Source organism: Rhodococcus sp. ZPP (assembly GCF_017656075.1).
In the GTDB taxonomy this organism is placed as follows: Bacteria; Actinomycetota; Actinomycetes; order Mycobacteriales; family Mycobacteriaceae; genus Rhodococcus_F; species Rhodococcus_F oxybenzonivorans.
Map to the genome: position 1 here is coordinate 408,179 of NZ_CP058638.1, position 23,335 is coordinate 431,513.

The window sequence follows — 23,335 nt, forward strand, 5'->3', positions numbered from 1 at the left end:
ATTGTCACAGGGTGTCGGAAAAGTCCTGACCCGGCGTGTTGGGGCCGGTCGTGGTGGCGCCGTCACCCTGGATCGCTGAACCGGACCGGCCGGATTTGCGGCCACGCCGGAAGCGGCCGGCGGGCTCGGGAACCGAGGTCGGCGCGGCGTCGAAGGCCTCGTCCAGATCCTTCGGGGCGGCGATCGGCGACGCTTCGTCGTCGTCCAGCGCCCCCCATTCCTGTTCGCTGCGCCGCGCCTTCCTTCGGTCGTTGAGGCGGGCGATCTGCACGGCGATTTCGAACAACACCGTCAGGGCCAGCGCGAGCGCCAGCATCGAGAACGGGTCCTGCCCGGGCGTGGCGATCGCGGCGAAGACGAACAACGCGAAGATCAACCCGCGCCGCCATGCCTTGAGCTTGGCGTACGGCAAGATGCCGACGAAGTTCAGCGCGACGATGAGCAATGGAATCTCGAAACTGACACCGAAGATGATCAGGAGATTGACGATGAACCCGAAGTACTCGGCACCGCCGAGCGCCGTGATCTGAACGTTGTCGCCGATCGTCAACAGGAAGTGCAACGCCTTGGCGACCACCACGTACGCCAGCACCGCGCCGGCGACGAACAGCAGCGCCCCCGACACCACGAAGCCGATGGCGTAGCGGCGTTCCTTCGCATACAGGCCTGGCGTGATGAAGGCCCACAGCTCGTACAGCCAGATCGGGCACGCCAGAACGATGCCCGCGGTGAAAGCCACCTTGAACCGCAACATGAACTGCTCGAACGGTCCGGTGGCGAGCAGCCGGCATGCGCCGTCGCTACTGAGATCCGCCCGGCTCGAGTCGGGCAGTGAACAGTACGGCCCACGCAGCAGCTCACCCAGGCTCTCGATGCCGAGAAGCTGATGGGAATACCAGAAGAAGCCGACCGCGGTAGTGACGAGGATCGCCAGCACGGACAGGAGCAGTCGCGTGCGCAACTCGTAGAGGTGATCGACCAACGACATGGTGCCGTCGGGATTGGTCCTCCGCTTGCTGTGTCGCGGATCGAACGGAATACGCACTATGGGCCCTAGTCTTGATCAGCAGGCGAACCGGTCTCGGTCAGCAAGCAACCGGGGTGACGAGGTCACCCCGGTTGCCAGACGGCTCGGACTACGCCGACTTGTGCTCGGGGTGCTGCGGCTGCACCGGAGCGGGAGGCGTGACGGGCGTGGTGGTGGTATCCGCCACGGGCAGTTCGGCGGGCGCGCTCTGCTGCGCGGTGGGCGCCGGAGCGTTGTTGTCGTTCTGCATCTCCTTGACCTCGCTCTTGAAGATGCGAAGCGAGCGGCCGAGTCCACGAGCTGCGTCGGGCAGCTTCTTGGAACCGAAAAGGATGACAACGACCAACGCAACGATGGCCCAGTGCCAGGGGCTCATGGCTCCCATGATGAAACCTCCAAAAGATCAGGTGCCCCCGATGCTACCGGACCGGCCCCGGACCAGCCGCGTCGAAACCGGCTAGTCACGCTGCGATTCGACTGTCGGTTTCCTCACCGAACGCTGTGAACGCACATCGGCGAGCAGTCCTCGAACGCTGACTCAGACGTCCACGGCCTCATACGCCGCGAGGGCCTCGACCGCGCGGCGCCGCACCTCCTCGACGAGCTCGACCGGTTCGAGGACGGTGATGCCACCACCGAAGCCGAGGACGAGCCGCGCCATCCACTCGAGCGCCCCGTAGCTCATGCTCGCCTCGACGGCACCGTCCGCGCCCACGGCCAGCACATCCATCGGGTAGTAGTCGAGGACCCACACGCACTCGGCGGTGATGTGCAGCCGGGCATGCGGTAGGGAGGGGTCGCCACTGAACAGTTCCAGATTCGAATCTCGCGCCAGCGCCTGCGCCGGCGGTGTGGAGGGCTCCTCCAGTTCGGTGGCGGCGTCGATGCGGTCGAGCCGGAAGAGACGCACCCCTTCGGCCTGACGGCACCACGCCTGCAGGTAGCTGTGGTTGTCGACCAGCACAATGCGGACCGGATCCACCGTGCGCTCACTCACCCGGTCCCGCGAGGCGGAATAGTAGGTGATGTCGAGTGCGCGGCGATGATGGAGGGCGGCGCGGACCGTTGCGGCGATGGGGTCTTCTTCCACGTCCTCGGCAGTCTCCCGGCCCGACGACACCGTTGCCGGGGTACGCGCCGCGGCCGTGCCGGCGGCATCCTCGATCTTCGCGATCGCGCTGTGCGCCGCCGAAGGGTCGACCATGCCGGGCATCTCGACCAGCGAACGCAGAGCAATCAGCAGCGCGGTCGCCTCGGTGGACGTCAACCGCAACGGACGGTCGATGCCCGCCGAGAACGTCACCTCGATGCTCTCCTCGGAGAACGAGAGGTCGATCAGGTCGCCGGGGCCGTACCCCGGCAACCCGCAGACCCACAATTGATTGAGGTCGCTCATCAACTGGGTGGTCGTCACCCCGAGTTCGGCGGCGGCCTCCGCTGCGCTCATTCCCGGATTCGCGATGAAGTACGGCACCAGATTGAGTAGCCGCGAAAGTCTCGACGACAACCTGTTACTCACTCCGCGCCCCCTGTCCCGCCGCGTCCCGTAACTTGGCCAGCACGTCGTCGCGCAGTTCCGGTGGGTCGAGGACCAATGCATCCGCCCCGTGTCCGGCGATCAGCCGGGCGATCCAATCCCGCGACCGCACCGGAATCTGCAGAACACTTCCGCTGCGCTGGGCCACTTGCCGTTCCCCCGTCGTGGTGCCCAGTCGGCGCAACTCCTGGGCTCGCCCTTCGGCCACCCACACCGTTGCGGTGCCGGTGACCGCACCCGATCCGGTGACCCGATCCACGATTGTACGAAGATCGATGTCGGCCGGCTTGTGCACCACACCGGCCGGGCCGAACGCCGTCACCTCGTCACCGATCCGCGAGAGCCGGAACGTCCGCACGGCACCACGGTCGACGTCGTGGCCGACGAGATACCAGCGACCGTGCGCCGTGACGACACCCCACGGCTCGACCGTGCGTTCGGTGTACGGCTCGTTGAGCGCACCCCGGTGGGGAAAGTGCACGGCACGACCGGCATCGATCGCGGCCAGCAGCTTGCCCAGCGCCGGTTCCGACCCTCGTGTACGGGCCGGGACGGCGGTAACGGGGGTGGCCGCAGAGTCGGGATCCACCTGCACCCCCGCCGCCCGCAATTTCAGCAACGCACCCTGTGCTGCCGAGGTCAATTCCGGCGACTCCCACAACTGCACCGCCACCGCCACGGCCGCCGACTCTTCCTGGGTGAGGTCGATGTCGGGAAGTTCGTACGCGTTGCGGTTGATGCGGTAGCCCTCGACCGTGGAAAAACGCGACGCCTGCCCGGTCTCGAGGGGCACACCGAGGTCACGGAGTTCGTTCTTGTCGCGCTCGAACATGCGACTGAAGGCCTCGTCGCTGGCGGAGTCGGCGTATCCGGCTACGCTCTCGCGAATCTTCTCGGCCGTGAGGAACTGCCTGGTGGACAGCAGACAGATCACCAGGTTCATCAAGCGCTCGATCTTGGATGTCGGCACGCCGGGAAGCCTAGTGGGTGGGTTGGTTCCGAACTCCCGCAGCGCCGCTACATCGAGGCAATCAACCGCTCCACCCGTTCGTCGACCGACCGGAACGGGTCCTTGCACAGGACCGTCCGCTGCGCCTGATCGTTGAGCTTGAGATGCACCCAGTCGACCGTGAAGTCGCGGCCGGCCTCCTGAGCTGCGGTGATGAACTCACCGCGCAGCTTCGCGCGGGTCGTCTGCGGCGGGGTGTCCACGGCAGCTTCGATCGTCTCGTCCTCGGTGATCCGCTTCACCAGCCCCTTGCGCTGGAGCAGGTCGAACACACCGCGACCACGTTTGATGTCGTGGTACGCCAGGTCGAGCTGTGCAATCTTCGGGTCGGCAAGCTCGAACCCGTCCCGGTCCTGGTAGCGCTGGAACAGCTTGCGCTTGATCACCCAGTCGATCTCCGTGTCCACCTTGGCGAAGTCCTGCGACTCCACCGCATCGAGCATCCGGCCCCAGAGATCCACCACCTGGCTGACCTGTGCGTCGGGTTCGCGGTTCTGCAGGTGTTCCACCGCGCGCGTGTGGTACTCGCGCTGAATGTCCAGTGCACTGGCCTGCCGGCCGCCGGCCAACCGCACCGGGCGACGTCCGGTGACGTCATGACTGACCTCGCGAATGGCGCGGATCGGGTTGTCGAGCGCGAAATCGCGGAACGAAACCCCGGCCTCGATCATCTCCAGGACGAGGGCCGCGGTTCCCACCTTCAGCATGGTGGTCGACTCCGACATGTTGGAATCACCGACGATCACGTGGAGGCGACGGTACTTCTCGGCGTCGGCGTGCGGTTCGTCGCGCGTATTGATGATGGGCCGCGACCGGGTAGTCGCCGAGGACACCCCCTCCCAGATGTGCTCCGCCCGCTGAGACAGGCAGAAGGTGGCCGCCTTGGGAGTCTGCAGGACCTTGCCCGCACCGCAGATCAGCTGCCGCGTCACCAGGAACGGCAACAGAACGTCGGAGATCCGGGAGAACTCCCCGGCCCGCGCCACCAGGAAGTTCTCGTGGCAGCCGTACGAGTTACCGGCGGAGTCGGTGTTGTTCTTGAACAGGTAGATGTCGCCGCCGATGCCTTCTTCGGCGAGCCGCTGCTCCGCGTCGATGAGCAGTTCCTCGAGAACCCGCTCCCCCGCCCGGTCGTGATTGACCAACTGGATCAGGTTGTCGCACTCCGCCGTCGCGTACTCGGGGTGCGAGCCGACGTCCAGATACAGGCGGGCACCGTTCCGGAGGAACACGTTGGAACTACGGCCCCACGACACCACCCGCCGGAACAGGTAGCGCGCAACCTCGTCGGGGCTCAGTCGCCTGTGACCATGGAAGGTGCAGGTCACACCGAACTCAGTCTCAATACCCATGATTCGTCGCTGCACACCTCGACAGTACAACGCGGATCACGCGGCGGAGCGAGAAAACCCTCGGCGACACCGCACGCATACTCTGAGGTCGTGAAGCCACCGTTACACCGGATCCACCGAGCCGACGAGTTCGTGTTCGATCGCAGCGCCAATCTACGTCCGTCCGAGGCCGATCGGTTGATGCGTTTCCTCAGCCGTGCCGCCGACAAGGGGATGCTGTGGTGGGCAGCCGCCGTAGTACTCACCGCCGTCGGCGGGCGGGCGCGGCGCGGCGGTGTCCGCGGTCTGCTGTCCCTCGCCCTGGCCAGCATGCTGGCCAACGGGATCCTGAAACCGCTATTCCCTCGGCGGCGGCCCACCGCCCGGCAATGGGCCAGCGTGCTGCGGGGGGTGCGCATTCCGCTGTCGTCGTCGTTCCCGTCCGGGCATGCCGCATCCGCGGCGGCCTTCACCACCGGGGTTGCCCTCGAGTCTCCGGTCACCGGGGCCGTGCTGGCACCGCTCGCGGCGGCAGTCGCCTACTCCCGCGTCCACAACGGAGTCCACTGGCCGAGTGACGTGCTCGTCGGGCTCGCGTTCGGTGGTGTCGTGGCCTCGAGCACCCGACGCTGGTGGGCGGTCCGCTCGGAGGACCCGGCCGACCTCGGCACAGCGGCCGACGTTCCCGCACTACCCGGTGGCGAAGGACTACTCGTGGTGGTCAATCCCGGATCCGGACCCGGCGACGATGCGCCGACCGACGAGATCGGCGCCGCCTTGCCGAGTGCACTGGTGCGCACCCTCGACATGGACCAGGATTTCGCCGAGCAACTCGACACCTGGATCGGCGGGACCCAACCGCAGGCGCTCGGGGTCTGCGGCGGCGACGGCACGGTGGTCGCGGTGGCAGCGGCAGCAGTCCGCCACACGCTGCCGCTGGCGGTCTTCCCCGGGGGCACTCTCAATCACTTCGCCCGCGACGCGGGCGTCACCGACATCGCCGGAACGGCGAAGGCTGTCGAGAAGGGCCGCGCCCGGCACGTCGACAAGGCCGTCGTCGTCACCGACGTCGCAGCGCCGGCACCGTTCCTCAACACCGCCAGCCTGGGCGGATACCCGGACGCCGTGCGACTACGGGAAAAGTGGCAGCCGCGGCTCGGGAAATGGCCGGCCGCCTGCGCCGCAATGATCCGGATCCTCTCCGCCGCCGCACCCCTTGCCGTCACCATCGACGGGGAACCGGTGCTGATCTGGATGCTGTTCGTCGGCAACGGCCGGTACTCGCCGGCCGATCAGGTTCCGATGTCACGCCCGGCGATCACCGGCGGAATGCTCGATGTGCGATATGTGCGGGCAGACCGCCGCGCCTCGCGATCCCGGCTGCTGTTCGCCGCCGCGACCGGCACCCTCGGCACCACACCGGTGTACGTCCGGTCGCTGGTGCCGAGGCTGACCGTGCAGGTCGACGGATCACCGGTCGCTCTGGCGACCGACGGCGAAGTAGTCGCCGACGCCCGCACCTTCGACTTCCGGGCCGAGCCCGAAGCGCTCGCGGTGTACCGCCCTCAGCCCTGAGATTCGGTCGGCGTCGTCCCGTTGTCCGGAGTCGGCTCTGCGGCCGATTCCGACGGGGCGGCGGGCGGCTCCGGAAGCAGCCCCTCGAGCGCGCTCCCGACGATCCGCCGGAACGCGCGCCGGGGACGGGTCTGATCGAGCACCGCCACCTCGAGAGCCGACACATCGACGTTGCGGCGTTCACCGTCGCCCGCACCGCCCTGCCGCAGTGCGTTGACCGCGACCCCGACCGCGTCCTCGAGGCCCAGATCGGCGCGATAGGACTCACGCATGGCAGTAGCGATCGGTTCCGTCGTGCCACCCATCACCACGAAGTCCTGCTCGTCGACGATGGATCCGTCGTAGGTGATGCGGTACAACTGCGGCGCCTTGGGGCTTCCCACCCGCCCCACCTCGGCGACGCAGATTTCCACCTCGTAGGGCTTGGGCTGCTCGGTGAAGATTGTGCCCAATGTCTGCGCATAGGCGTTGGCCAGCGACCGACCTGTCACATCGCGGCGGTCGTAGGAGTAGCCGCGCATGTCGGCGTGCACGATGCCGGCCCGCCGCAAGTTCTCGAACTCGTTGTATTTCCCCACCGCCGCGAACCCGAGGCGGTCATACAGCTCGCTCACCTTGTGCAGGGCGGTCGACGGATTCTCCGCGACGAACAGCACACCGTCGTGGAAGGTGAGCACCACGACGCTGCGCCCCCGGGCGATGCCCTTGCGCGCCAGCTCCGAGCGATCCCGCATGATCTGCTCGGCTGATGCGTAGTACGGCATGGTCATCGCACCGACCCCCCTTCTTCGGTCCGCTCGGCGACGATGCGCCGCGCCAACTCCGACGTCGTGTCCTCGGACACGTGCACCGCCCCGGCCTGCGTGATCGTCACCGCGGTCGGGTAGATACCCCTGGTCACATCCGGCCCGCCGGTGGCCGAGTCGTCGTCAGCGGCGTCGTACAGCGACTCGATGGCCGCGCGCAACGCGGTCTCCTCGTCACTCTCCGGCGTATACAGCTTCTTCAGCGACGACTTCGCGAACAACGAACCCGAACCGACCGCGTGGTATCCGGAGCGTTCCTCGTAGCGACCGCCGACCACGTCGTAGGACACAATGCGGCCCGCCCGCGCGTCGTCGTCCGCGTCGAGGTCGTAGCCGACGAGGAGCGGCACCACGGCGAGGCCCTGCATCGCGGCCCCGAGATTGCCGCGCACCATCGACGCCAGGCGATTCGCCTTGCCGTCGAACGTGAGCTGAACGCCCTCGATCTTCTCGTAGTGCTCGAGCTCGACGGCGAAGAGCCGCACCAACTCGATCGCGATACCGGCGGTGCCTGCTATTCCGGCAGCCGAGTATTCGTCGGTGATGTACACCTTTTCCACGTCGCGACTGGCGATCAGGTTTCCCTGTGTCGCTCGCCGGTCACCGGCGATGAGCACCCCACCCTTGTAGGTGAGCGCCACGATCGTCGTTCCGTGCGGTGCGAGATCCCCGCTGTCCATCCCGTCACCACCCCGTGCGGTCGAGTGCGAGCGAAGGCCGATCCGATTCTCCGGCAGCAATTCTGGTGCATGACCACGCAGATACTCGGTGAACGAGGACAGGTTCGAGCCGAAGCTGAGCCTCGTGTCACCGTTGTGTATCCGCAGTGCCGGTCGATCCGCCGTCACTGGCCGCCCTTCTGGACATAGGCCCGGACGAAGTCCTCGGCATTCTCCTCGAGCACGTCGTCGATCTCGTCGAGGAGGTCGTCGGTGTCTTCTGCCAGCTTTTCACGACGTTCCTGACCTGCAGCTCCGTCACCGCCGGGGGTGTCGTCCTCATCGCCGCCACCAGTACGTTTGGTCTGCTCCTGTGCCATCGCCGCCGACCTCCTTGTGTAAAGGGAGCTCTTCTTCCGAGCGTCCTGTTCTGCCAAGCAGTCTGACTGATCATCCGCTCGGACCTTCACCCTACCGAGCGCCGACGCCCCACGTGTGCCGACGCGGCGGTGAGGTTACCGGCGGGGCCCACCATGACCGGCCCGCGGGCTCAGTTCGTGAGCTCGTCGACGAGCTCCTTCGCCGTGGACGCCGACTCCAGCAACGCTCCGACGTGGGCTTTGCTGCCCCGCAGCGGCTCGAGAGTCGGGATCCGGACCAGGGAGTCTCCACCCAGGTCGAAGATCACCGAATCCCAGCTCGCAGCCGCAATGTCGGCACCGAACTTGCGCAGGCACTCGCCGCGGAAGTACGCGCGGGTGTCGATCGGCGGTGCATCGACGGCGTCCAGGACCTGCTGCTCGGTGACGAGCCGTTCCATCGACCCGCGCGACACCAGGAGGTTGTACAGGCCCTTGTCGAGACGCACGTCGGAGTACTGGAGGTCGATCAGGTGCAATTTGGGGGCGGCCCATCCGAGGCCTTCCCGGCTGCGCGCACCCTCCAGGAGACGCAGCTTCGCCGGCCAGTCCAGCAGGTGCGAGCACTCCAGCGGATCACGCTCGAGCAGGTCGAGCACCATGGCCCATTTTTCGAGCAGGTCGGTGACGCGGGGGTCGTCGTTGCCCTCGGCGGAGACGAATTTCGCAACCCGGTCGTGATAGATCCGCTGCAGGGCAAGCCCGGTCAGCTCCCGGCCGTCGGCCAACGCCACAGTGGCCCGCAAGGTGGGGTCGTGACTGATGTGGTGCACGGCGGTGACCGGGCGTGCCAGCTGGAGGTCGGTGAGATCGACGCCGGCCTCGATGAGATCGAGAACCAGGGCGGTGGTGCCGACTTTGAGGTACGTCGACATCTCGGCCAGGTTGGCGTCACCGATGATGACGTGGAGCCGGCGGTACTTGTCCGCATCGGCGTGGGGTTCGTCGCGGGTGTTGATGATCCCACGCTTGAGCGTCGTCTCGAGGCCGACCTCCACCTCGATGTAGTCCGCACGCTGCGACAACTGGAAACCGGCCTCGTCGCCGGACTGACCGATGCCCACCCGTCCGGACCCGGTGATCACCTGACGGGACGCGAAGAACGGGGTGAGGCCGTTGATCACCGCGGAGAACGGCGTGGCCCGCGACATCAGGTAATTCTCGTGGGTGCCGTAGGAGGCGCCCTTGCCGTCCACGTTGTTCTTGTACAACTGCAGTCGCGGTGCACCGGGCACACTCGACGCGTGCCGGGCGGCGGCTTCCATCACCCGCTCGCCCGCCTTGTCCCAGATCACCGCGTCGAGCGGATCGGTGACCTCGGGGGCGGAATACTCCGGATGGGCGTGGTCGACGTACAGGCGCGCGCCGTTGGTGAGGATCATGTTGGCGGCACCGACCTCGTCGGCGTCGATGACCGGTGCCGGACCGCTGAGCCGGCCGAGGTCGAATCCGCGGGCGTCGCGCAGGGGCGACTCCACCTCGTAGTCCCACCGGGTCCGCTTGGCCCGGGGCACCCCGGCCGCTGCCGCATAGGCGAGCACCGCCTGGGTCGAGGTCAGAATCGGATTGGCCGACGGCTCGCTGGGCGAGGAGATTCCGTACTCGACTTCGACACCGATGATCCGCTGCATGCTGCGAGCCTATGCGATCACCGGTTCCGGAGACGGTCAGGCCTGCGCGCACTCCCGGTAGGGTCGGCGGAAGGGGCCCCGGCATCCACCGAAATCGAGCGACCGACTGTGGCACGGCCCTGAATACCCCGACGCGACGGGGACGGCGTCACCGTGCTGCTGGCAGGATCGGACGCATGGATTCCGCGCCGGACACTTCACGACAGGCACACGAAGTGGTGGCGGTGTTCGACGACGCAGGCCACCCGGTCGGGTCCGCCGAACGATCACGGGTTTACGACGAGGGGCTGTGGCATGCCAGCGCCGGAGTGCTCGTGCGGTCGGGCGACGGAAAACGTCTCTACGTGCACCGGCGGTCCGACACCAAGAGGGTGTTCGCCGGTCATCACGACTGCCTGGCGGGCGGTGTGCTCGATCCCGGCGAGACCCCCGAACAGGCCGCCGGCCGGGAATTGGCCGAGGAGCTGGGGATCACCGGTGCCGTGCTCACCCCGATCGCCCGGGTGTCCTGGAACGGCCGGTGGCAGGGGCTGCGCCTGCGCTGCCACCTCTACGCCTACGAAACCCACTGGGACGGCCCGATCGTTCACCAGGAGAGTGAAATCGCGGCCGGCTGGTGGTGGACCCCCGAAGAGCTGCTCACGCACCTCCGCGACCCGGCATGGCCGTTCGCCCCCGACACCCGCGCACTGCTGGGAAACCGTGTCGCCCCGGACGAGAACCGACCCGGAGAACAGACCGGCACGGCGGGAAACGAATGACGTTCCCGCCGTGCCGGTATGGGCAGTCCGCTACAGGTACTGGCCGGTGTTGGACTCGGTGTCGATGGCGCGGCTCGCGCTCGCGTTCTTGCCGGTGACCAACGTGCGGATGTAAACGATCCGCTCGCCCTTCTTACCGGAAATGCGTGCCCAGTCGTCCGGGTTCGTGGTGTTCGGCAGGTCCTCGTTCTCCGAGAACTCGTCGACGATCGAATCGAACAGGTGCTGGACCCGCAGGCCGGGGGCCCCGGTGTCGAGCACCGACTTGATCGCGTACTTCTTGGCCCGGTCGACGATGTTCTGGATCATCGCACCCGAGTTGAAGTCCTTGAAGTACAGCACCTCCTTGTCACCGTTGGCATAGGTGACCTCGAGGAAGCGGTTCTCTTCACTCTCGGCGTACATGCGGTCGACGACCCGCTCGATCATCGCCCGGATGCAGGCGGTGCGGTCCCCACCGAACTCGGCCAGGTCGTCGGCGTGGACGGGCAGCGTCTCGGTCAGGTACTTGGAGAAAATGTCCTGTGCCGATTCCGCGTCGGGGCGCTCGATCTTGATCTTCACATCCAGGCGGCCCGGACGCAGGATCGCGGGGTCGATCATGTCCTCGCGGTTGGAGGCGCCGATCACGATGACGTTCTCGAGCCCCTCGACACCGTCGATCTCGCTGAGCAACTGCGGGACGACGGTGGTCTCGACGTCGGAGGAGACACCCGATCCGCGGGTACGGAAGATCGAGTCCATCTCGTCGAAGAACACGATGACGGGAGTACCCTCCGATGCCTTCTCGCGAGCCCGCTGGAAGATGAGCCGGATGTGCCGTTCCGTCTCGCCGACGAACTTGTTGAGCAGCTCGGGACCCTTGATGTTGAGGAAGAACGACTTCGCTTCCTTGCTGTCCTCACCGCGGGCCTCCGCGATCTTCTTGGCCAGCGAGTTCGCGACAGCCTTCGCGATGAGTGTCTTACCGCAACCGGGCGGGCCGTACAGGAGCACACCCTTGGGTGGGCGGAGCGCGTACTCGTGGAAGAGGTCCTTGTGCAGGAACGGCAGCTCCACCGCGTCGCGGATCTGCTCGATCTGCCGTCCGAGCCCGCCGATGTCGTCGTAGTGCACGTCCGGGACCTCTTCGAGGACGAGATCCTCGACTTCGGCCTTCGGTATCCGCTCGAACGCGTATCCGGCCTTGGTGTCGACCAGCAGAGAATCACCGGGCCGCAACTTGCGGGTGGGTGACTCCGCGTCGTACGCGACCGACTCTCGCTCACTGTCGGCGAAGACCGCGGCAAGGGGTTCGGCCAGCCAGACGATGCGTTCCTCGTCGGCGTGACCCACCACGAGGGCACGCTGGCCGTCGTCGAGGATCTCGCGCAGGGTGCTGATCTCGCCCACACGCTCGAAGGTGCCGGCCTCGACGATGGTGAGGGCTTCGTTGAGGCGCACGGTCTGACCGAGTTTGAGCGTCTCGGCCTCGACGTTCGGTGAGCACGTCAACCGCATCTTGCGACCGGAGGTGAACACGTCCACGGTCAGGTCGTCGTGCACTCCGAGGAGGACGCCGTATCCGCTCGGCGGCTGGCCGAGGCGATCGACTTCCTCTCGAAGAGCGATGAGCTGCTGGCGTGCTTCCTTGAGGGTGTCCATCAGCTTGGTGTTACGGATGGACAACGAGTCCACTCGCGATTCCATCTCACGGAGCTGTTCCGGCGACTCCGCGAGCTGCCTCCGCAATGCCGACGCCTCTGCGCGCAACGCCTCGAGCTCTCGTGCGGCCGCAACCGAATCGGGGTTCTCTGTCGAGCTCATGTGCGTCTCCTCCCAATGAAGATCTATCAACGCTACCGGCACCGCCCGAATTCTGCGCCGTGACACGGAATCTGCCGATTGCGAATCGGCCAACGAGAGACCCGAACCTCCAGTTCCATCATGTTAGCCTTGCCTACCTGCTGAGCAGTGTCTCTCTCTTCTGTGTAACGAAAGGGCTCGTCGTGATAATCCGCACATCGCTGATCGGCACTTCCCTCGTCGGCAGGACAGCGGTCGCCGCCGGCGCCGTCGCCCTCGCGCTCGGCCTGGCGTCGTGCTCGTCCGACGACACCGCGGACACCACACCGGCCACCGCCACCACGGCCGCGGCAGCGACCTCGGTCGAGGACTCCGTCGCCGCGCCCAGCTCGGACGAACTGCTCACCACGCTGCAGGTTCTCGTCGACCCCGCACGCCCCGTGGACGAGAAGACCGCCGTGGTGGTCGAGGGTGACGAGCGCCGCTCCAACATCGAGGCCATGACCGCCGCCACCGCCAACTACCCGGTGTCGTTCACTGTCACGGACGTGCAGGTAGACGGTGATATTGCCACCGCGAAGGTGGCGGTGACGAGCCCGCACGGCACCGCCGCTCCCACTCCGTGGACATGGGAGAACGTCGACGGCACCTGGAAGGTGTCGGACGAGAGCACCTGCGCGTTGCTGGGCATGGCCCGCACCGGATGCAGCTAGAACAGACCTGCGAGACCGTTTCCGCGGCTGCGTCCTTTCGGGCGCCGCCGCTTTCGTCGGTCAGCCCTTGCCGGACCTGCGCTGCGGCTTGGGGGTGACGGTGCCCTCGGCGAGGCGCCGGGCACTGACGAGGAACGCGGTGTGGCCCTGCATCCGGTGCTCGGGGCGCACCGCCAGGCCGACCACGTGCCAGCCCCGCACGATCGACTCCCACGACCGGGGCTCGGTCCAGCACTCCTGTTCGCGCATCGCCTCGACGACTTTCGAGAGTTGCGTCACAGTAGCGACGTAGACGATGAGAACGCCGCCCGGAACCAGCGCCTTCGACACGGCGGTCAGGGCGTCCCACGGCGCCAGCATGTCGAGAACGACCCGATCCACCTGTCCGCCGGCCGCCTCTGCGTCGAACTCGGCGACATCGGCGATGGTCAGATCCCAGTTGTCCGGTCGTTCCCCGAAGAAGGTTTCGACGTTGCGCACCGCGTGCTCGGCGTGGTCGTCCCGCACCTCGTAGGAGATGACCCGACCCTGCGGTCCCACCGCGCGGAGAAGAGAGCAGGTCAGTGCCCCGGATCCGGCGCCCGCCTCGAGCACCCGCGCACCGGGGAACACGTCACCCTCGTGCACGATCTGCGCTGCGTCCTTCGGGTAGATCACCTGAGCGCCGCGCGGCATCGACAGGATGTAGTCGACCAGCAGCGGCCGCAACGCCAGGTAGGGGGTGCCGTTGGTGGACTTGACGACACTGCCCTCGTCGGTGCCGATCAGGTCGTCGTGCAGGATGCCGCCGCGGTGGGTGTGGAACTCCTTGCCCGCCTCCAGGTTGACCGTGTAATGCCGGCCCTTGGCGTCGGTCAGCTGGACGCGATCGCCCACCCGAAACGGTCCGCTCGGTCGCGTTTCGCGTCCTACCATGTGTCAACGACTCCTCAGCCTGTTCGTTCCGGCCGTCGTACTCGCCGGCGGCCGCGACGAGACTGTCGGACCAGGCGCCTACCCTGCCAGGTGTGAGCATCTCAGAGTCGGCAGCCCCTGTGACAGAGGGTCCCCCATCACAGACGAAGGGTTCCCCAGTACAGCTCGGAGCGGGAACGGCAACCCGCAGACGCCCCGCGCTCTCCCCCTCCCGGGCCGGTGACTTCAAGCAGTGCCCGTTGCTCTACCGGTTCCGGGCCGTCGACCGACTCCCCGAGGCGCCCTCGCGGGCGCAGGTGAAGGGCACTGTGGTGCATGCGGCGCTGGAAACCCTGTTCGGGTTACCCGCCGCCGAGCGTGTGCCCGAGCGCGCCGTCGACCTCGTCCATCCCTCGTGGGAACGGATGCTCGCCGAGACCCCCGAACTGGTCGAATTGGTACCCGCCGAGGAGCGTGAAGGGTTCCTCGACGAGGCCCGCTCCCTGGTCACCGCCTACTACGGTCTGGAAGATCCGACGCGGTTCGAGGCCGAGTCGTGTGAGCTGCGGGTGGAGACCGAACTTGCCGACGGGGTGTTGCTGCGCGGCTTCGTCGACCGCATCGACGTCGCGCCCACCGGCGAGGTGCGGGTGGTCGACTACAAGACGGGTCGCGCCCCGCGGGAAATGAGCGAGTCCAAGGCCCTGTTCCAGATGAAGTTCTACGCCCTGGTGCTGCTCCGGACCCGGGGGATCGTGCCCGCCCAGTTGCGCCTGCTGTACCTGGCCTCCGGCATCGTGCTCACCTACGCGCCCGACGAGGACGAACTGCTGCGATTCGAACGCACGCTATCGGCCATTTGGAAAGCGATTCTGACAGCGGGTGCGACCGGGGACTTCCGCCCCAAGCCCAGCCGACTGTGCGACTGGTGTGATCACAAGGCCCTGTGCCCGTCGTTCGGCGGAACACCGCCGCCCTATCCGGGATGGCCCGAGGGGCCGGCCGAGGAGACACCTGGATTCGAGGAGATCGTCGAATGAGTGCGGAGTCCTACTACGTTCCGGTCGGTTCGGAATCGCTGAGCGCTGCAGCGACCGATCCGGATCGGAAGGTCACCATCGAGCGGTTCGCGAGTACCGACCTGACCGTCAGCGTGTGGGCCGACACCATGCAACACGGCGCGCCCCCGTCCGCCCTCCTCCTTCGCGCGCTCGAGCGCTGCGACGCCCGAAACGACGTGCGGGTCACCCGGGTCGCCGTCGACATCCTCGGCCCCATCCCGATCGCCGAACTCGAGGTCCGCTCCTGGGTACAGCGTCCCGGGCGGCGGGTGGAGTTGGTGGTCGCGGAATTGTGGAGCACCGATACCGCCGGCCGATCGCGCGCGGTGGCCAGGGCTACCGGGTGGCGAATGGAGACCGTTGATACCGCCGCCACGGTGCACACCGCCGACACGCCTCTCCCACCGCCGGAAGCAGGCCGCGACGGTGCCGTGTGGCGTTTCCCGGCATCGGGTTACCTCGACACCCTCGACTACCGGTGGATCACCGAGATCGGCGGCGAAGGTCCCGCCGCGATGTGGGCGAGGCCGAAACCCGCCCTCGTCCGGGGCGAGCAGATGACTCCGCTCGAGCGGTTGTTCTCCGTGGCCGATATCGCCAACGGCGTCGGATCCAAACTCGACCCGACGCAGTGGACGTTCCTGAACACGGACCTCACGGTGCACGTGTTCCGGGTGCCGTCGGGGAGCTGGGTTGGCGTCAGCGCGGAAACCTCGACCGGCCCCGACGGGGTGGGTATGTGCGCGGGCGTGCTCTACGACCACGCCGGTGCGGTCGGGCGCATCACCCAATCCGTACAGGTCCGCGCCCGCCCCTGAGTTCGGAACGAGCGCGGACCGAAGCGGAACGCGGACTCACAGAGCCCGGCACGACCGGATGTTCGAGGCCAGAATCGCCTTGGCACCGAGTTCGGCGAGCTCGTCCATCACACCGTTGTGCCCCTTGATCGGCACCATCGCCCGCACTGCCACCCAGTTCTCGTCGGCCAGCGGGGACAGTGTCGGGGATTCCAGACCCGGGGTGATCTTCAACGCGTCGTCGAGGATCGTCTTGGGGCAGTCGTAATCGAGCATGAGGTTCTGCTGCGCGAACACGATGCCCCGCACCCGCTCCACCAACTGGTTGCGGGCCGAATTGTCGGCGGGCGAACCCGCGCGTTCGATGAGCACACCCTCGGAGTCGCAGAGGGTGTCCCCGAAGGCCACCAGGTTGTGCTGGCGCAGTGTGCGTCCCGACCCCACCACGTCGGCGATCGCGTCCGCGACACCGAGCTGAATCGAGATCTCGACCGCGCCGTCGAGGCGGATCACCGAGGCCTCGATGCCGCGGGCCGACAGATCGTCGCGCACCAGGTTGGGGTAGGACGTGGCGATCCGCAGCCCCGCGAGGTCCTCCACGGACCAATCCTTCCCGGCAGGGGCGGCGTACCGGAAGGTGGACCGGCCGAAGCCGAGTGAGAGCCGTTCGGAGACAGGGGCGCCCGAATCGCGGGCGAGGTCGCGGCCGGTGATCCCGAGGTCGAGTTCACCCGAACCGACGTAGATCGCGATGTCCTTGGGCCGCAGGAAGAAGAATTCGACCTGGTTCGACGGGTCGAGAACGGTCAGATCGCGGGAGTCGGTGCGGCGCCGGTAACCGGCTTCGCTGAGGATTTCGGCGGCGGACTCGGACAGCGAGCCCTTGTTCGGGACTGCAACGCGCAGCATGAGAGGGGTCCTTTCGGAGAAGACGCGGGGTGAGGGAAGGCTCGATCGACCGATCACAGATGTCGGTAGACGTCCTCGAGTTTCAGCCCCTTACCCACCATCAGCACCTGAACCCAGTAGAGCAGCTGGGAGATTTCCTCGGAGAGCGCGTCGTCGCTCTCGTGCTCGGCGGCAATCCATACCTCACCGGCCTCTTCGAGGATCTTCTTTCCCTGCGAATGGACGCCGGCGTCCAGGGCGGCAACGGTGCCGGAGCCCTCGGGACGGGTGGCGGCGCGTTCAGTCAGCTCGGCGAACAGGGATTCGAAGGTCTTCACGAGGACCCATTGTTTCACGCCACCGCGGTCCCCTCGGAACCGGTCACCACCCGAGAGTGCGGCGACTCTCGAACCGGCGGACCCCACCCGACACCGGGTCGATGAACTCGATGGCCCGCGCGAGCAACTGCAGGGGCGAAGAGAAGTCGCCGGGCACCGAGCGGCGGAAGGTCGGGTAGTAGTTGTCGCCCTCGATCGGCAATCCCAGCGACGACATGTGCAACCGCAGCTGGTGCGTGCGACCCGTCCTGGGCAGCAGGCGGTAACGTCCGCGACCATTCCTCGACTCGAGCAGGTCGATCACGGTTTCACTGTTCGGCTCCCCCGGTTCCTCCGTTGCCGTCATCACCCCGTGTTCCTTCACGATGCGGCTGCGAACGGTGCGCGGAAAGGTCAACGCCGAAGCGGTACCGGCAAGCGCCTCATACTCTTTCGTCACCTGCCGGGAGACGAACAACTCCTGATACGGTCGACGATCCTCACGCCGGACGAGGAACACGAGCACACCCGCCGTCATCCGGTCGAGCCGGTGCGCCGGCGTCAGTTCGGGGAGATCGAGCGCCTTACGCAGTCGCACGACCGCAGTTTCGGTGATGTGGGCGCCACGCGGGATGGTCGCGAGAAAGTGCGGTTTGTCGACCACGACGAGCCGGTCGTCGTGGTGGAGGATGTCGATGTCGAACGGCACCGGGATCTCGGGGGCAGGATCACGGTAGAAATACACGAACCGCGTGGGCGAATACCGCGTTCGGCGATCGACCACCCGCCCGTGTTCGTCGACCACACCACCACTGTCGATCAGCGTGAGCCAGTGCGCACTGTCGTCCGGGTAGGTCCGCAGCAGGAAGTCGGCAACGGTCTTCGTGTCGAGGTCGGCGGGCATCCGGACGCGGTCCGGGCCGAGGCCGTTACGAATGGGCAGAGGGGCGCCGGCCACGTCAGCCGACCCGACTGTCGGCGGTGCAGCCCTCACACACCAAGGCAAGCGCACGCCCCTGATTCTCGGGCAGATTCTCGTAACGGGACGTGGGATCCCCGCATACGGTGCAGGTTCCCAGGACGCTCGCCCGCTCGCTGAAGTTCACGGACATCCGCTTGTCGAAGACATACAGCGACCCTTCCCACAGACCGCTGTCACCGAAGGCTTCGCCGTACCGGACGATGCCGCCGTCGAGTTGATACACCTCCCCGAAACCGCGCGAGCGCATCAGCGACGACAGCACCTCACAGCGCACCCCGCCCGTGCAGTACGTCACCACCGCCTTGTTCTTGAGGTGGTCGTACTTGCCGCTGTCGAGTTCGTGGACAAAGTCCCGGGTCGTCGACACATCGGGGACGACGGCCCCCCGGAATCGGCCGATCTCCGCCTCGAAGGCGTTGCGGCCGTCGAAGAACACGACGTCCTCGCCCCTACCCTCCACCAATTCGTGCACCTCGTGTGGCGCCAGGTGGGTGCCGCCGCCCACCACCCCGGTCGTGTCGACTTTCAGCTCGTCGGGCGCACCGAAGGACACGATCTCGGGCCGTACCCGGACGCTGAGCCGGGGAAAGTCGGCGCCGCGCCCATCGGACCATTTGATGTCGGCGTCGCGGAAGGGAGCGTAACTCCGGGTGCCCTTGACATACCTCTTGACATCCCGAATGTCGCCGCCCACCGTGGCGTTGATGCCGTGCTCGGAGATCAGGATTCGGCCGGTGAGACCGTTGGCCTCGGCGAGGGTGTGCTGCCACAGCCGGATCGCGTCCGGGTCGGCGAGCGGTGTGAACACATAGAACAGCACAATCTTCGGCACAGCCACGGGAAACCAGGATACCTAAAGCTGCAGGCCGCTCAGCTGCGCTTGCGGCTGCGACCACAGTGCGCCGAGTTCTACCCCCGTGAGCCCTTCGAGACTGTCCCGGAACACTCTTCCCGGCCCCTGCGGTACGACGACCTCGCAGGGTATGACGAGCACGACGCATCCGGCGGCCTGCGCCGACGCGGCACCGGTGGGAGAGTCCTCGATGGCGAGGCACTGAGCAGGGTCCAGCCCCAGCAGTTCCGCACCTCGCAGATACGGGCCGGGGTGCGGCTTACCGAACGGCACCTCGTCACCACACACCGAATGGTCGAAGTGCTGACGCCCGAGGGTGTCGAGTGCGCGCTCGGTGAGACGACGCTCGGTGTTGGTCACCAGGGCTGTACTCAGGCCGTGTTCACGCACCGCCTGCAATGCCCGCAGTGCGCCGGGACGCCACGGGATGCCGTCGGCGAACAACTCTTCGACGCGAGTGAACATCCACTCCTTGGCCTCAGCGAGCGAAACCGGGTCCTGCTCGAGGCCGAGAGCGTCGAAGATGACGCCGAGAGCATCGGCACTGGATGCACCGATCGTCTTCAGCCGTGTCTCCTCGGTCATGGGACCGCCGAGGTGCAGCGACAACTCCCGCACCGCGACGTCCCACATCTTCTCCGAGTCGAGCAGCGTTCCGTCCATGTCCCACAGAACACCTGCGAGTTCGTTGCCCGCCTCAGACATTGAAGTACTTCGCCTCGGGATGGTGCAGAACGAACGCATCCGTGGACTGTTCCGGATGCAACTGCAACTCCTCGGACAACTTCACACCGATCCGCTCGGGCTCGAGCAGAGCTACCATCTTGGCCCTGTCTTCCAGGTTGGGGCACGCGCCGTAGCCGAACGAGTAGCGGGCACCGCGATATGCCAGGTCGAAGAATCCGGACACCTCCGACGGGTCCTGTTCCGCCACATTGTGTCCGCCGGGCAGCACCAGTTCCTCCCGCACGCGGCGATGCCAGTACTCGGCCAACGATTCCGTCAACTGCACACCGATGCCGTGCACCTCGAGGTAGTCGCGATACGCGTTTGCGGCGAACAGCTCGTTCGCGAAGTCCGCAATGGGCTGCCCCATGGTGACCAACTGCATCGGGAACACGTCGACCTGCCCGGTTTCCTTCGCTTCGGTCCGCGAGCGGACGAAGTCGGCAACGCAGAGAAAGCGGTCACGGTGCTGACGGGGGAACGTGAACCGGAAACGCTCGTCCGCATCGGGCTTCGGTTCGGTGAGCACAACCACGTCGTCACCCTCGGACACGGCCGGGAAGTACCCGTACACCACCGCGGCGTGCGCGAGGATGCCCTCCGTGCTCAGGCGATCGAGCCAATACCGCAGTCGTGGGCGACCTTCGGTCTCCACCAGCTCCTCATAGGTAGGACCGTCGCCGGACCGCTGTCCGCGCAGGCCCCACTGTCCGAGGAACAGGGCACGCTCGTCGAGGAGTCCCGAATAGTCGGACAGCGAGACGCCCTTGACGATCCGGTTACCCCAGAAGGGCGGATTCGGGACGTCGATGTCGGTGGCCACGTCGGACCGCTCGGGCACCTCGATCGGCGTTTCGGCGGCCTTGCGTTTCTCGGCGATCCTTTTCGATCGTTCGTGGCGGGCTTTGCGCTCCGCCGCCTTCTCGCGGGCCGCGATCGCCTCCGGGCTGTCCGGATCGGGTCCACCGCCGCGCTTGACGGCCATGATCTCGTCCATCCGGTGCAGGCCCTCGAAAGCGTCCCGCGCGTAACTGACCTCACCCTCGTACACCTCGGCGAGGTCGTTCTCCACATAAGACCGGGTAAGGGCCGCTCCCCCGAGCAGCACAGGGAACTTCTCCGCGACGCCCTTGGCGTTGAGCTCCTGCAGATTGTCCTTCATCACCACGGTCGACTTCACGAGCAGACCGGACATGCCGATCACATCGGCCCGCTGCTCGATCGCGGCATCGAGAATGGTAGCGATCGGCTGCTTGATGCCCAGGTTCACGACGTCGTATCCGTTGTTGCTCAGGATGATGTCGACCAGGTTCTTGCCGATGTCGTGGACGTCGCCCTTCACAGTGGCGATGACGATGCGACCCTTGCCGTCCTCGTCGGTGGCCTCCATGTGTGGTTCGAGGTACGCCACCGCCGCCTTCATCACCTCGGCGGACTGGAGGACGAACGGCAGCTGCATCTGACCGGAGCCGAAGAGTTCGCCGACGGTCTTCATGCCCGAGAGCAGCGTCTCGTTGATGATCTCGAGCGGCGGCTTCTGCGTCATGGCCTCGGTGAGGTCCTCGTCGAGGCCGTTGCGCTCCCCGTCCACGATGCGTCGCTCGAGTCGTTCGAACAGCGGCAGGGCAGCAAGTTCCTGGGCGCGCGATTCACGCGCCGACGCCGCCGAGACACCCTCGAAGAGTTGCATCAGCTTCTGCAGTGGGTCGTAACCCTCGCTGCGACGGTCGTAGACCAGGTCGAGGGCAGTTTCTCGCTGCTCGTCGGGGATGCGGGCCATCGGCAAGATCTTGGACGCGTGGACGATCGCCGTGTCGAGACCGGCCTCGGTGCACTCGTGCAGGAATACCGAGTTGAGCACCTGCCGCGCGGCCGGATTGAGACCGAACGAGATGTTCGACACACCGAGGGTGAAGTGCACCTCAGGGTGCCGCTTCTTCAGCTCCCGGATCGCTTCGATGGTCTCGATGCCGTCCCGGCGCACCTCCTCCTGACCGGTGGAGATCGGGAACGTGAGCGCGTCGATGATGATGTCGGACTCGTCGAGACCCCAGTTGGTGGTGATGTCCTCGAGGAGTCGCTCGGCGATCCGGACTTTGTGCTCCGCGGTACGCGCCTGACCCTCCTCGTCGATGGTCAGGGCCACCACGGCGGCGCCATGTTCCTTCACCAGCCGCATGATCTTCTGGAACCGCGAATCCGGCCCGTCGCCGTCCTCGTAGTTCACCGAGTTGACGGCGCACCGACCACCGAGATGCTCGAGGCCCGCCTGCAGCACTGCGGGCTCGGTGGAGTCCAGCATGATCGGCAACGTCGACGCCGTCGCGAACCGGCTCGCCAGAGCGGCCATGTCTGCGGCACCGTCGCGGCCGACGTAGTCGACGTTGAGGTCCAGCATGTGGGCGCCGTCGCGGGTCTGGTCCTTGGCGATGTCGAGGCACTTCTGGTAGTCCTCGGCGATCATCGCCTCACGGAACGCCTTCGATCCGTTGGAGTTCGTGCGCTCGCCGATCATCAGGATGCTCGCATCCTGCTGGAACGGCACCGCGGTGTAGAGCGAGGACGTCCCCGACTCACGCACCGGGTTACGCTCGGCCTTCTCGACCAGGCGCACCGCCTCGGCCACCTGCCGGATGTGCTCCGGGGTTGTGCCGCAGCAACCACCCACCAGCGCGAGCCCGTACTCGCTGACGAACCCACTGAGCGCCTCCGCCAGTTCCTCCGCCGTGAGCGGGTACTCGGCGCCATTGGCCCCCAGCGTCGGCAGACCGGCGTTGGGCATGACCGACACCGGCAGCGTCGAGTACTTCGACAGGTGCCGAAGGTGCTCGCTCATCTCGGCCGGGCCGGTAGCGCAGTTGAGTCCGATCATGTCGATCCCGAGCGGTTCGAGGGCGGTCAGCGCGGCACCGATCTCACTGCCGAGAAGCATCGTTCCGGTGGTCTCCACGGTGACGTGCGTCATGATCGGCAGCCGGGACCCGAGCTTGTCCATCGCCATGCGACTGCCGAGGATCGCGGCTTTCACCTGCAGAAGGTCCTGGCACGTCTCGACGAGGATCGCATCGGCGCCCCCGTCGATCATTCCCATCGCCGCCTCGGCGTACGCGTCCCGCAGGCTCGCGAACGATGCGTGACCGAGTGTCGGCAGCTTGGTGCCCGGGCCCATCGACCCCAGCACGAACCGGCCCATGCCGTCGCGCCCCGGCCCCATCTCGTCGGCGACCTCACGTGCCAGCCGAGTACCTTTCTCGGCCAGTTCGCGGATCCGGTCCTGGATGTCGTAGTCCGCCAGGTTGGGCAGGTTGCAGCCGAACGTGTTGGTTTCGACGGCGTCGGCCCCGGCCTCGAAGTACGCGCGATGGATGTCTTTCAGCACGTCGGGGCGGGTGTGATTGAGAATTTCGTTGCAGCCCTCGAGGCCCAGGAAGTCGTCCAAGGTGAGATCTGCGGCCTGCAACATGGTGCCCATGGCGCCGTCGCCGATGACAACGCGCTGGTTCAACGCATCGAGCAGGGCAGAGTGAAATGGCGCAGACATGCCGTCCAGACTAATGGGCGCGG

General features: G+C 66.6%; 22 protein-coding genes. 5 read left to right on the forward strand and 17 right to left on the reverse strand.

Annotation, left to right across the window (positions count from 1 at the left end; translation table 11 throughout):
• Positions 1-4: 4 nt before the first annotated feature.
• The 5 genes from tatC to pafA form a co-directional block, all read right to left on the reverse strand.
• Entirely contained in the window at positions 5-1,045 is a 1,041-nt protein-coding gene (gene tatC / locus HYG77_RS01860) for a twin-arginine translocase subunit TatC (RefSeq protein ID WP_208961712.1), read from the reverse strand.
• A gap of 91 nt (positions 1,046-1,136) precedes the next feature.
• A complete protein-coding gene (gene tatA, locus HYG77_RS01865) occupies positions 1,137-1,412 on the reverse strand; it encodes a Sec-independent protein translocase subunit TatA (protein WP_159922037.1) in 276 nt (91 codons plus the stop codon).
• 153 nt (positions 1,413-1,565) lie between these two features.
• A complete protein-coding gene (locus tag HYG77_RS01870; RefSeq protein ID WP_208961713.1) occupies positions 1,566-2,546 on the reverse strand; it encodes a YafY family protein in 981 nt (326 codons plus the stop codon).
• Positions 2,539-3,534, reverse strand: a complete 996-nt coding sequence (locus HYG77_RS01875) for a YafY family protein (RefSeq protein WP_109329573.1) — start codon at positions 3,532-3,534, stop codon at positions 2,539-2,541. Before HYG77_RS01875 ends, HYG77_RS01870 begins: the two co-directional genes overlap by 8 nt.
• Positions 3,535-3,581: 47 nt before the next feature.
• Entirely contained in the window at positions 3,582-4,940 is a 1,359-nt protein-coding gene (gene pafA, locus HYG77_RS01880) for a Pup--protein ligase (RefSeq protein ID WP_208961714.1), read from the reverse strand.
• Positions 4,941-5,015: 75 nt separating this feature from the next.
• On the opposite strand from pafA, the gene HYG77_RS01885 reads away from it, so the two are divergent.
• Positions 5,016-6,479, forward strand: a complete 1,464-nt coding sequence (locus tag HYG77_RS01885; RefSeq protein WP_244373424.1) for a phosphatase PAP2 family protein — start codon at positions 5,016-5,018, stop codon at positions 6,477-6,479.
• On the opposite strand, the gene prcA is transcribed toward HYG77_RS01885, so the two are convergent.
• The 4 genes from prcA to dop all read right to left on the reverse strand — a co-directional run bounded on the left by prcA (position 6,470) and on the right by dop (position 9,994).
• A complete protein-coding gene (gene prcA / locus HYG77_RS01890; RefSeq protein WP_208961716.1) occupies positions 6,470-7,249 on the reverse strand; it encodes a proteasome subunit alpha in 780 nt (259 codons plus the stop codon). The genes HYG77_RS01885 and prcA overlap by 10 nt on opposite strands.
• Positions 7,246-8,133 (reverse strand): proteasome subunit beta, encoded by an 888-nt coding sequence (prcB, locus tag HYG77_RS01895; protein WP_208961717.1) that lies wholly within the window; start codon positions 8,131-8,133, stop codon positions 7,246-7,248. The genes prcA and prcB overlap by 4 nt, the downstream gene beginning before the upstream one ends.
• Positions 8,130-8,324: a ubiquitin-like protein Pup gene (locus tag HYG77_RS01900; RefSeq protein ID WP_005242990.1), complete on the reverse strand. Its 195-nt coding sequence runs from the start codon at positions 8,322-8,324 to the stop codon at positions 8,130-8,132. Before HYG77_RS01900 ends, prcB begins: the two co-directional genes overlap by 4 nt.
• Positions 8,325-8,494: 170 nt before the next feature.
• A complete protein-coding gene (gene dop / locus HYG77_RS01905) occupies positions 8,495-9,994 on the reverse strand; it encodes a depupylase/deamidase Dop (RefSeq protein ID WP_208961718.1) in 1,500 nt (499 codons plus the stop codon).
• A 176-nt stretch (positions 9,995-10,170) separates the two neighbouring features.
• Here dop and HYG77_RS01910 point away from each other — a divergent pair, with 176 nt between their 5' ends.
• Entirely contained in the window at positions 10,171-10,755 is a 585-nt protein-coding gene (locus HYG77_RS01910; protein ID WP_159922027.1) for an NUDIX domain-containing protein, read from the forward strand.
• 30 nt (positions 10,756-10,785) lie between these two features.
• On the opposite strand, the gene arc is transcribed toward HYG77_RS01910, so the two are convergent.
• Positions 10,786-12,561, reverse strand: coding sequence for a proteasome ATPase (arc, locus tag HYG77_RS01915; protein WP_109329563.1), 1,776 nt, complete (start codon positions 12,559-12,561; stop codon positions 10,786-10,788).
• 182 nt (positions 12,562-12,743) lie between these two features.
• Between arc and HYG77_RS01920 the strand changes: the two genes are divergently transcribed.
• A complete protein-coding gene (locus HYG77_RS01920; RefSeq protein ID WP_109329562.1) occupies positions 12,744-13,253 on the forward strand; it encodes a hypothetical protein in 510 nt (169 codons plus the stop codon).
• 60 nt (positions 13,254-13,313) lie between these two features.
• Here the strand turns inward: HYG77_RS01920 and HYG77_RS01925 are convergent, their stop codons facing one another.
• The gene (locus HYG77_RS01925) at positions 13,314-14,168 is read right to left on the reverse strand and encodes a tRNA (adenine-N1)-methyltransferase (protein WP_208961719.1); all 855 of its coding nucleotides are present in this window, start codon (positions 14,166-14,168) and stop codon (positions 13,314-13,316) included.
• Between the two features lie 92 nt (positions 14,169-14,260).
• Between HYG77_RS01925 and HYG77_RS01930 the strand changes: the two genes are divergently transcribed.
• Entirely contained in the window at positions 14,261-15,187 is a 927-nt protein-coding gene (locus HYG77_RS01930) for a RecB family exonuclease (protein ID WP_109329558.1), read from the forward strand.
• Positions 15,184-16,026 carry a thioesterase family protein gene (locus HYG77_RS01935; protein WP_208961720.1) on the forward strand — a complete coding sequence of 281 codons (843 nt, stop codon included), beginning with the start codon at positions 15,184-15,186 and terminating at the stop codon, positions 16,024-16,026. The genes HYG77_RS01930 and HYG77_RS01935 overlap by 4 nt, the downstream gene beginning before the upstream one ends.
• A gap of 36 nt (positions 16,027-16,062) precedes the next feature.
• Here HYG77_RS01935 and hisG read toward each other — a convergent pair whose 3' ends face one another.
• The 6 genes from hisG to metH are packed head-to-tail and all read right to left on the reverse strand — an operon-like array spanning position 16,063 to position 23,312.
• Positions 16,063-16,914: an ATP phosphoribosyltransferase gene (hisG, locus tag HYG77_RS01940; protein WP_109329554.1), complete on the reverse strand. Its 852-nt coding sequence runs from the start codon at positions 16,912-16,914 to the stop codon at positions 16,063-16,065.
• A gap of 53 nt (positions 16,915-16,967) precedes the next feature.
• Positions 16,968-17,249: a phosphoribosyl-ATP diphosphatase gene (locus HYG77_RS01945; RefSeq protein ID WP_201453570.1), complete on the reverse strand. Its 282-nt coding sequence runs from the start codon at positions 17,247-17,249 to the stop codon at positions 16,968-16,970.
• A 25-nt stretch (positions 17,250-17,274) separates the two neighbouring features.
• Positions 17,275-18,168 carry a pseudouridine synthase gene (locus HYG77_RS01950; RefSeq protein WP_208963251.1) on the reverse strand — a complete coding sequence of 298 codons (894 nt, stop codon included), beginning with the start codon at positions 18,166-18,168 and terminating at the stop codon, positions 17,275-17,277.
• Position 18,169: 1 nt separating this feature from the next.
• Positions 18,170-19,030, reverse strand: a complete 861-nt coding sequence (locus HYG77_RS01955; protein WP_208961721.1) for a rhodanese-related sulfurtransferase — start codon at positions 19,028-19,030, stop codon at positions 18,170-18,172.
• A 15-nt stretch (positions 19,031-19,045) separates the two neighbouring features.
• Positions 19,046-19,750: an HAD family hydrolase gene (locus HYG77_RS01960; protein ID WP_109329548.1), complete on the reverse strand. Its 705-nt coding sequence runs from the start codon at positions 19,748-19,750 to the stop codon at positions 19,046-19,048.
• Positions 19,743-23,312, reverse strand: a complete 3,570-nt coding sequence (gene metH, locus HYG77_RS01965; RefSeq protein ID WP_208961722.1) for a methionine synthase — start codon at positions 23,310-23,312, stop codon at positions 19,743-19,745. The genes HYG77_RS01960 and metH overlap by 8 nt, the downstream gene beginning before the upstream one ends.
• Positions 23,313-23,335: the final 23 nt, after the last annotated feature.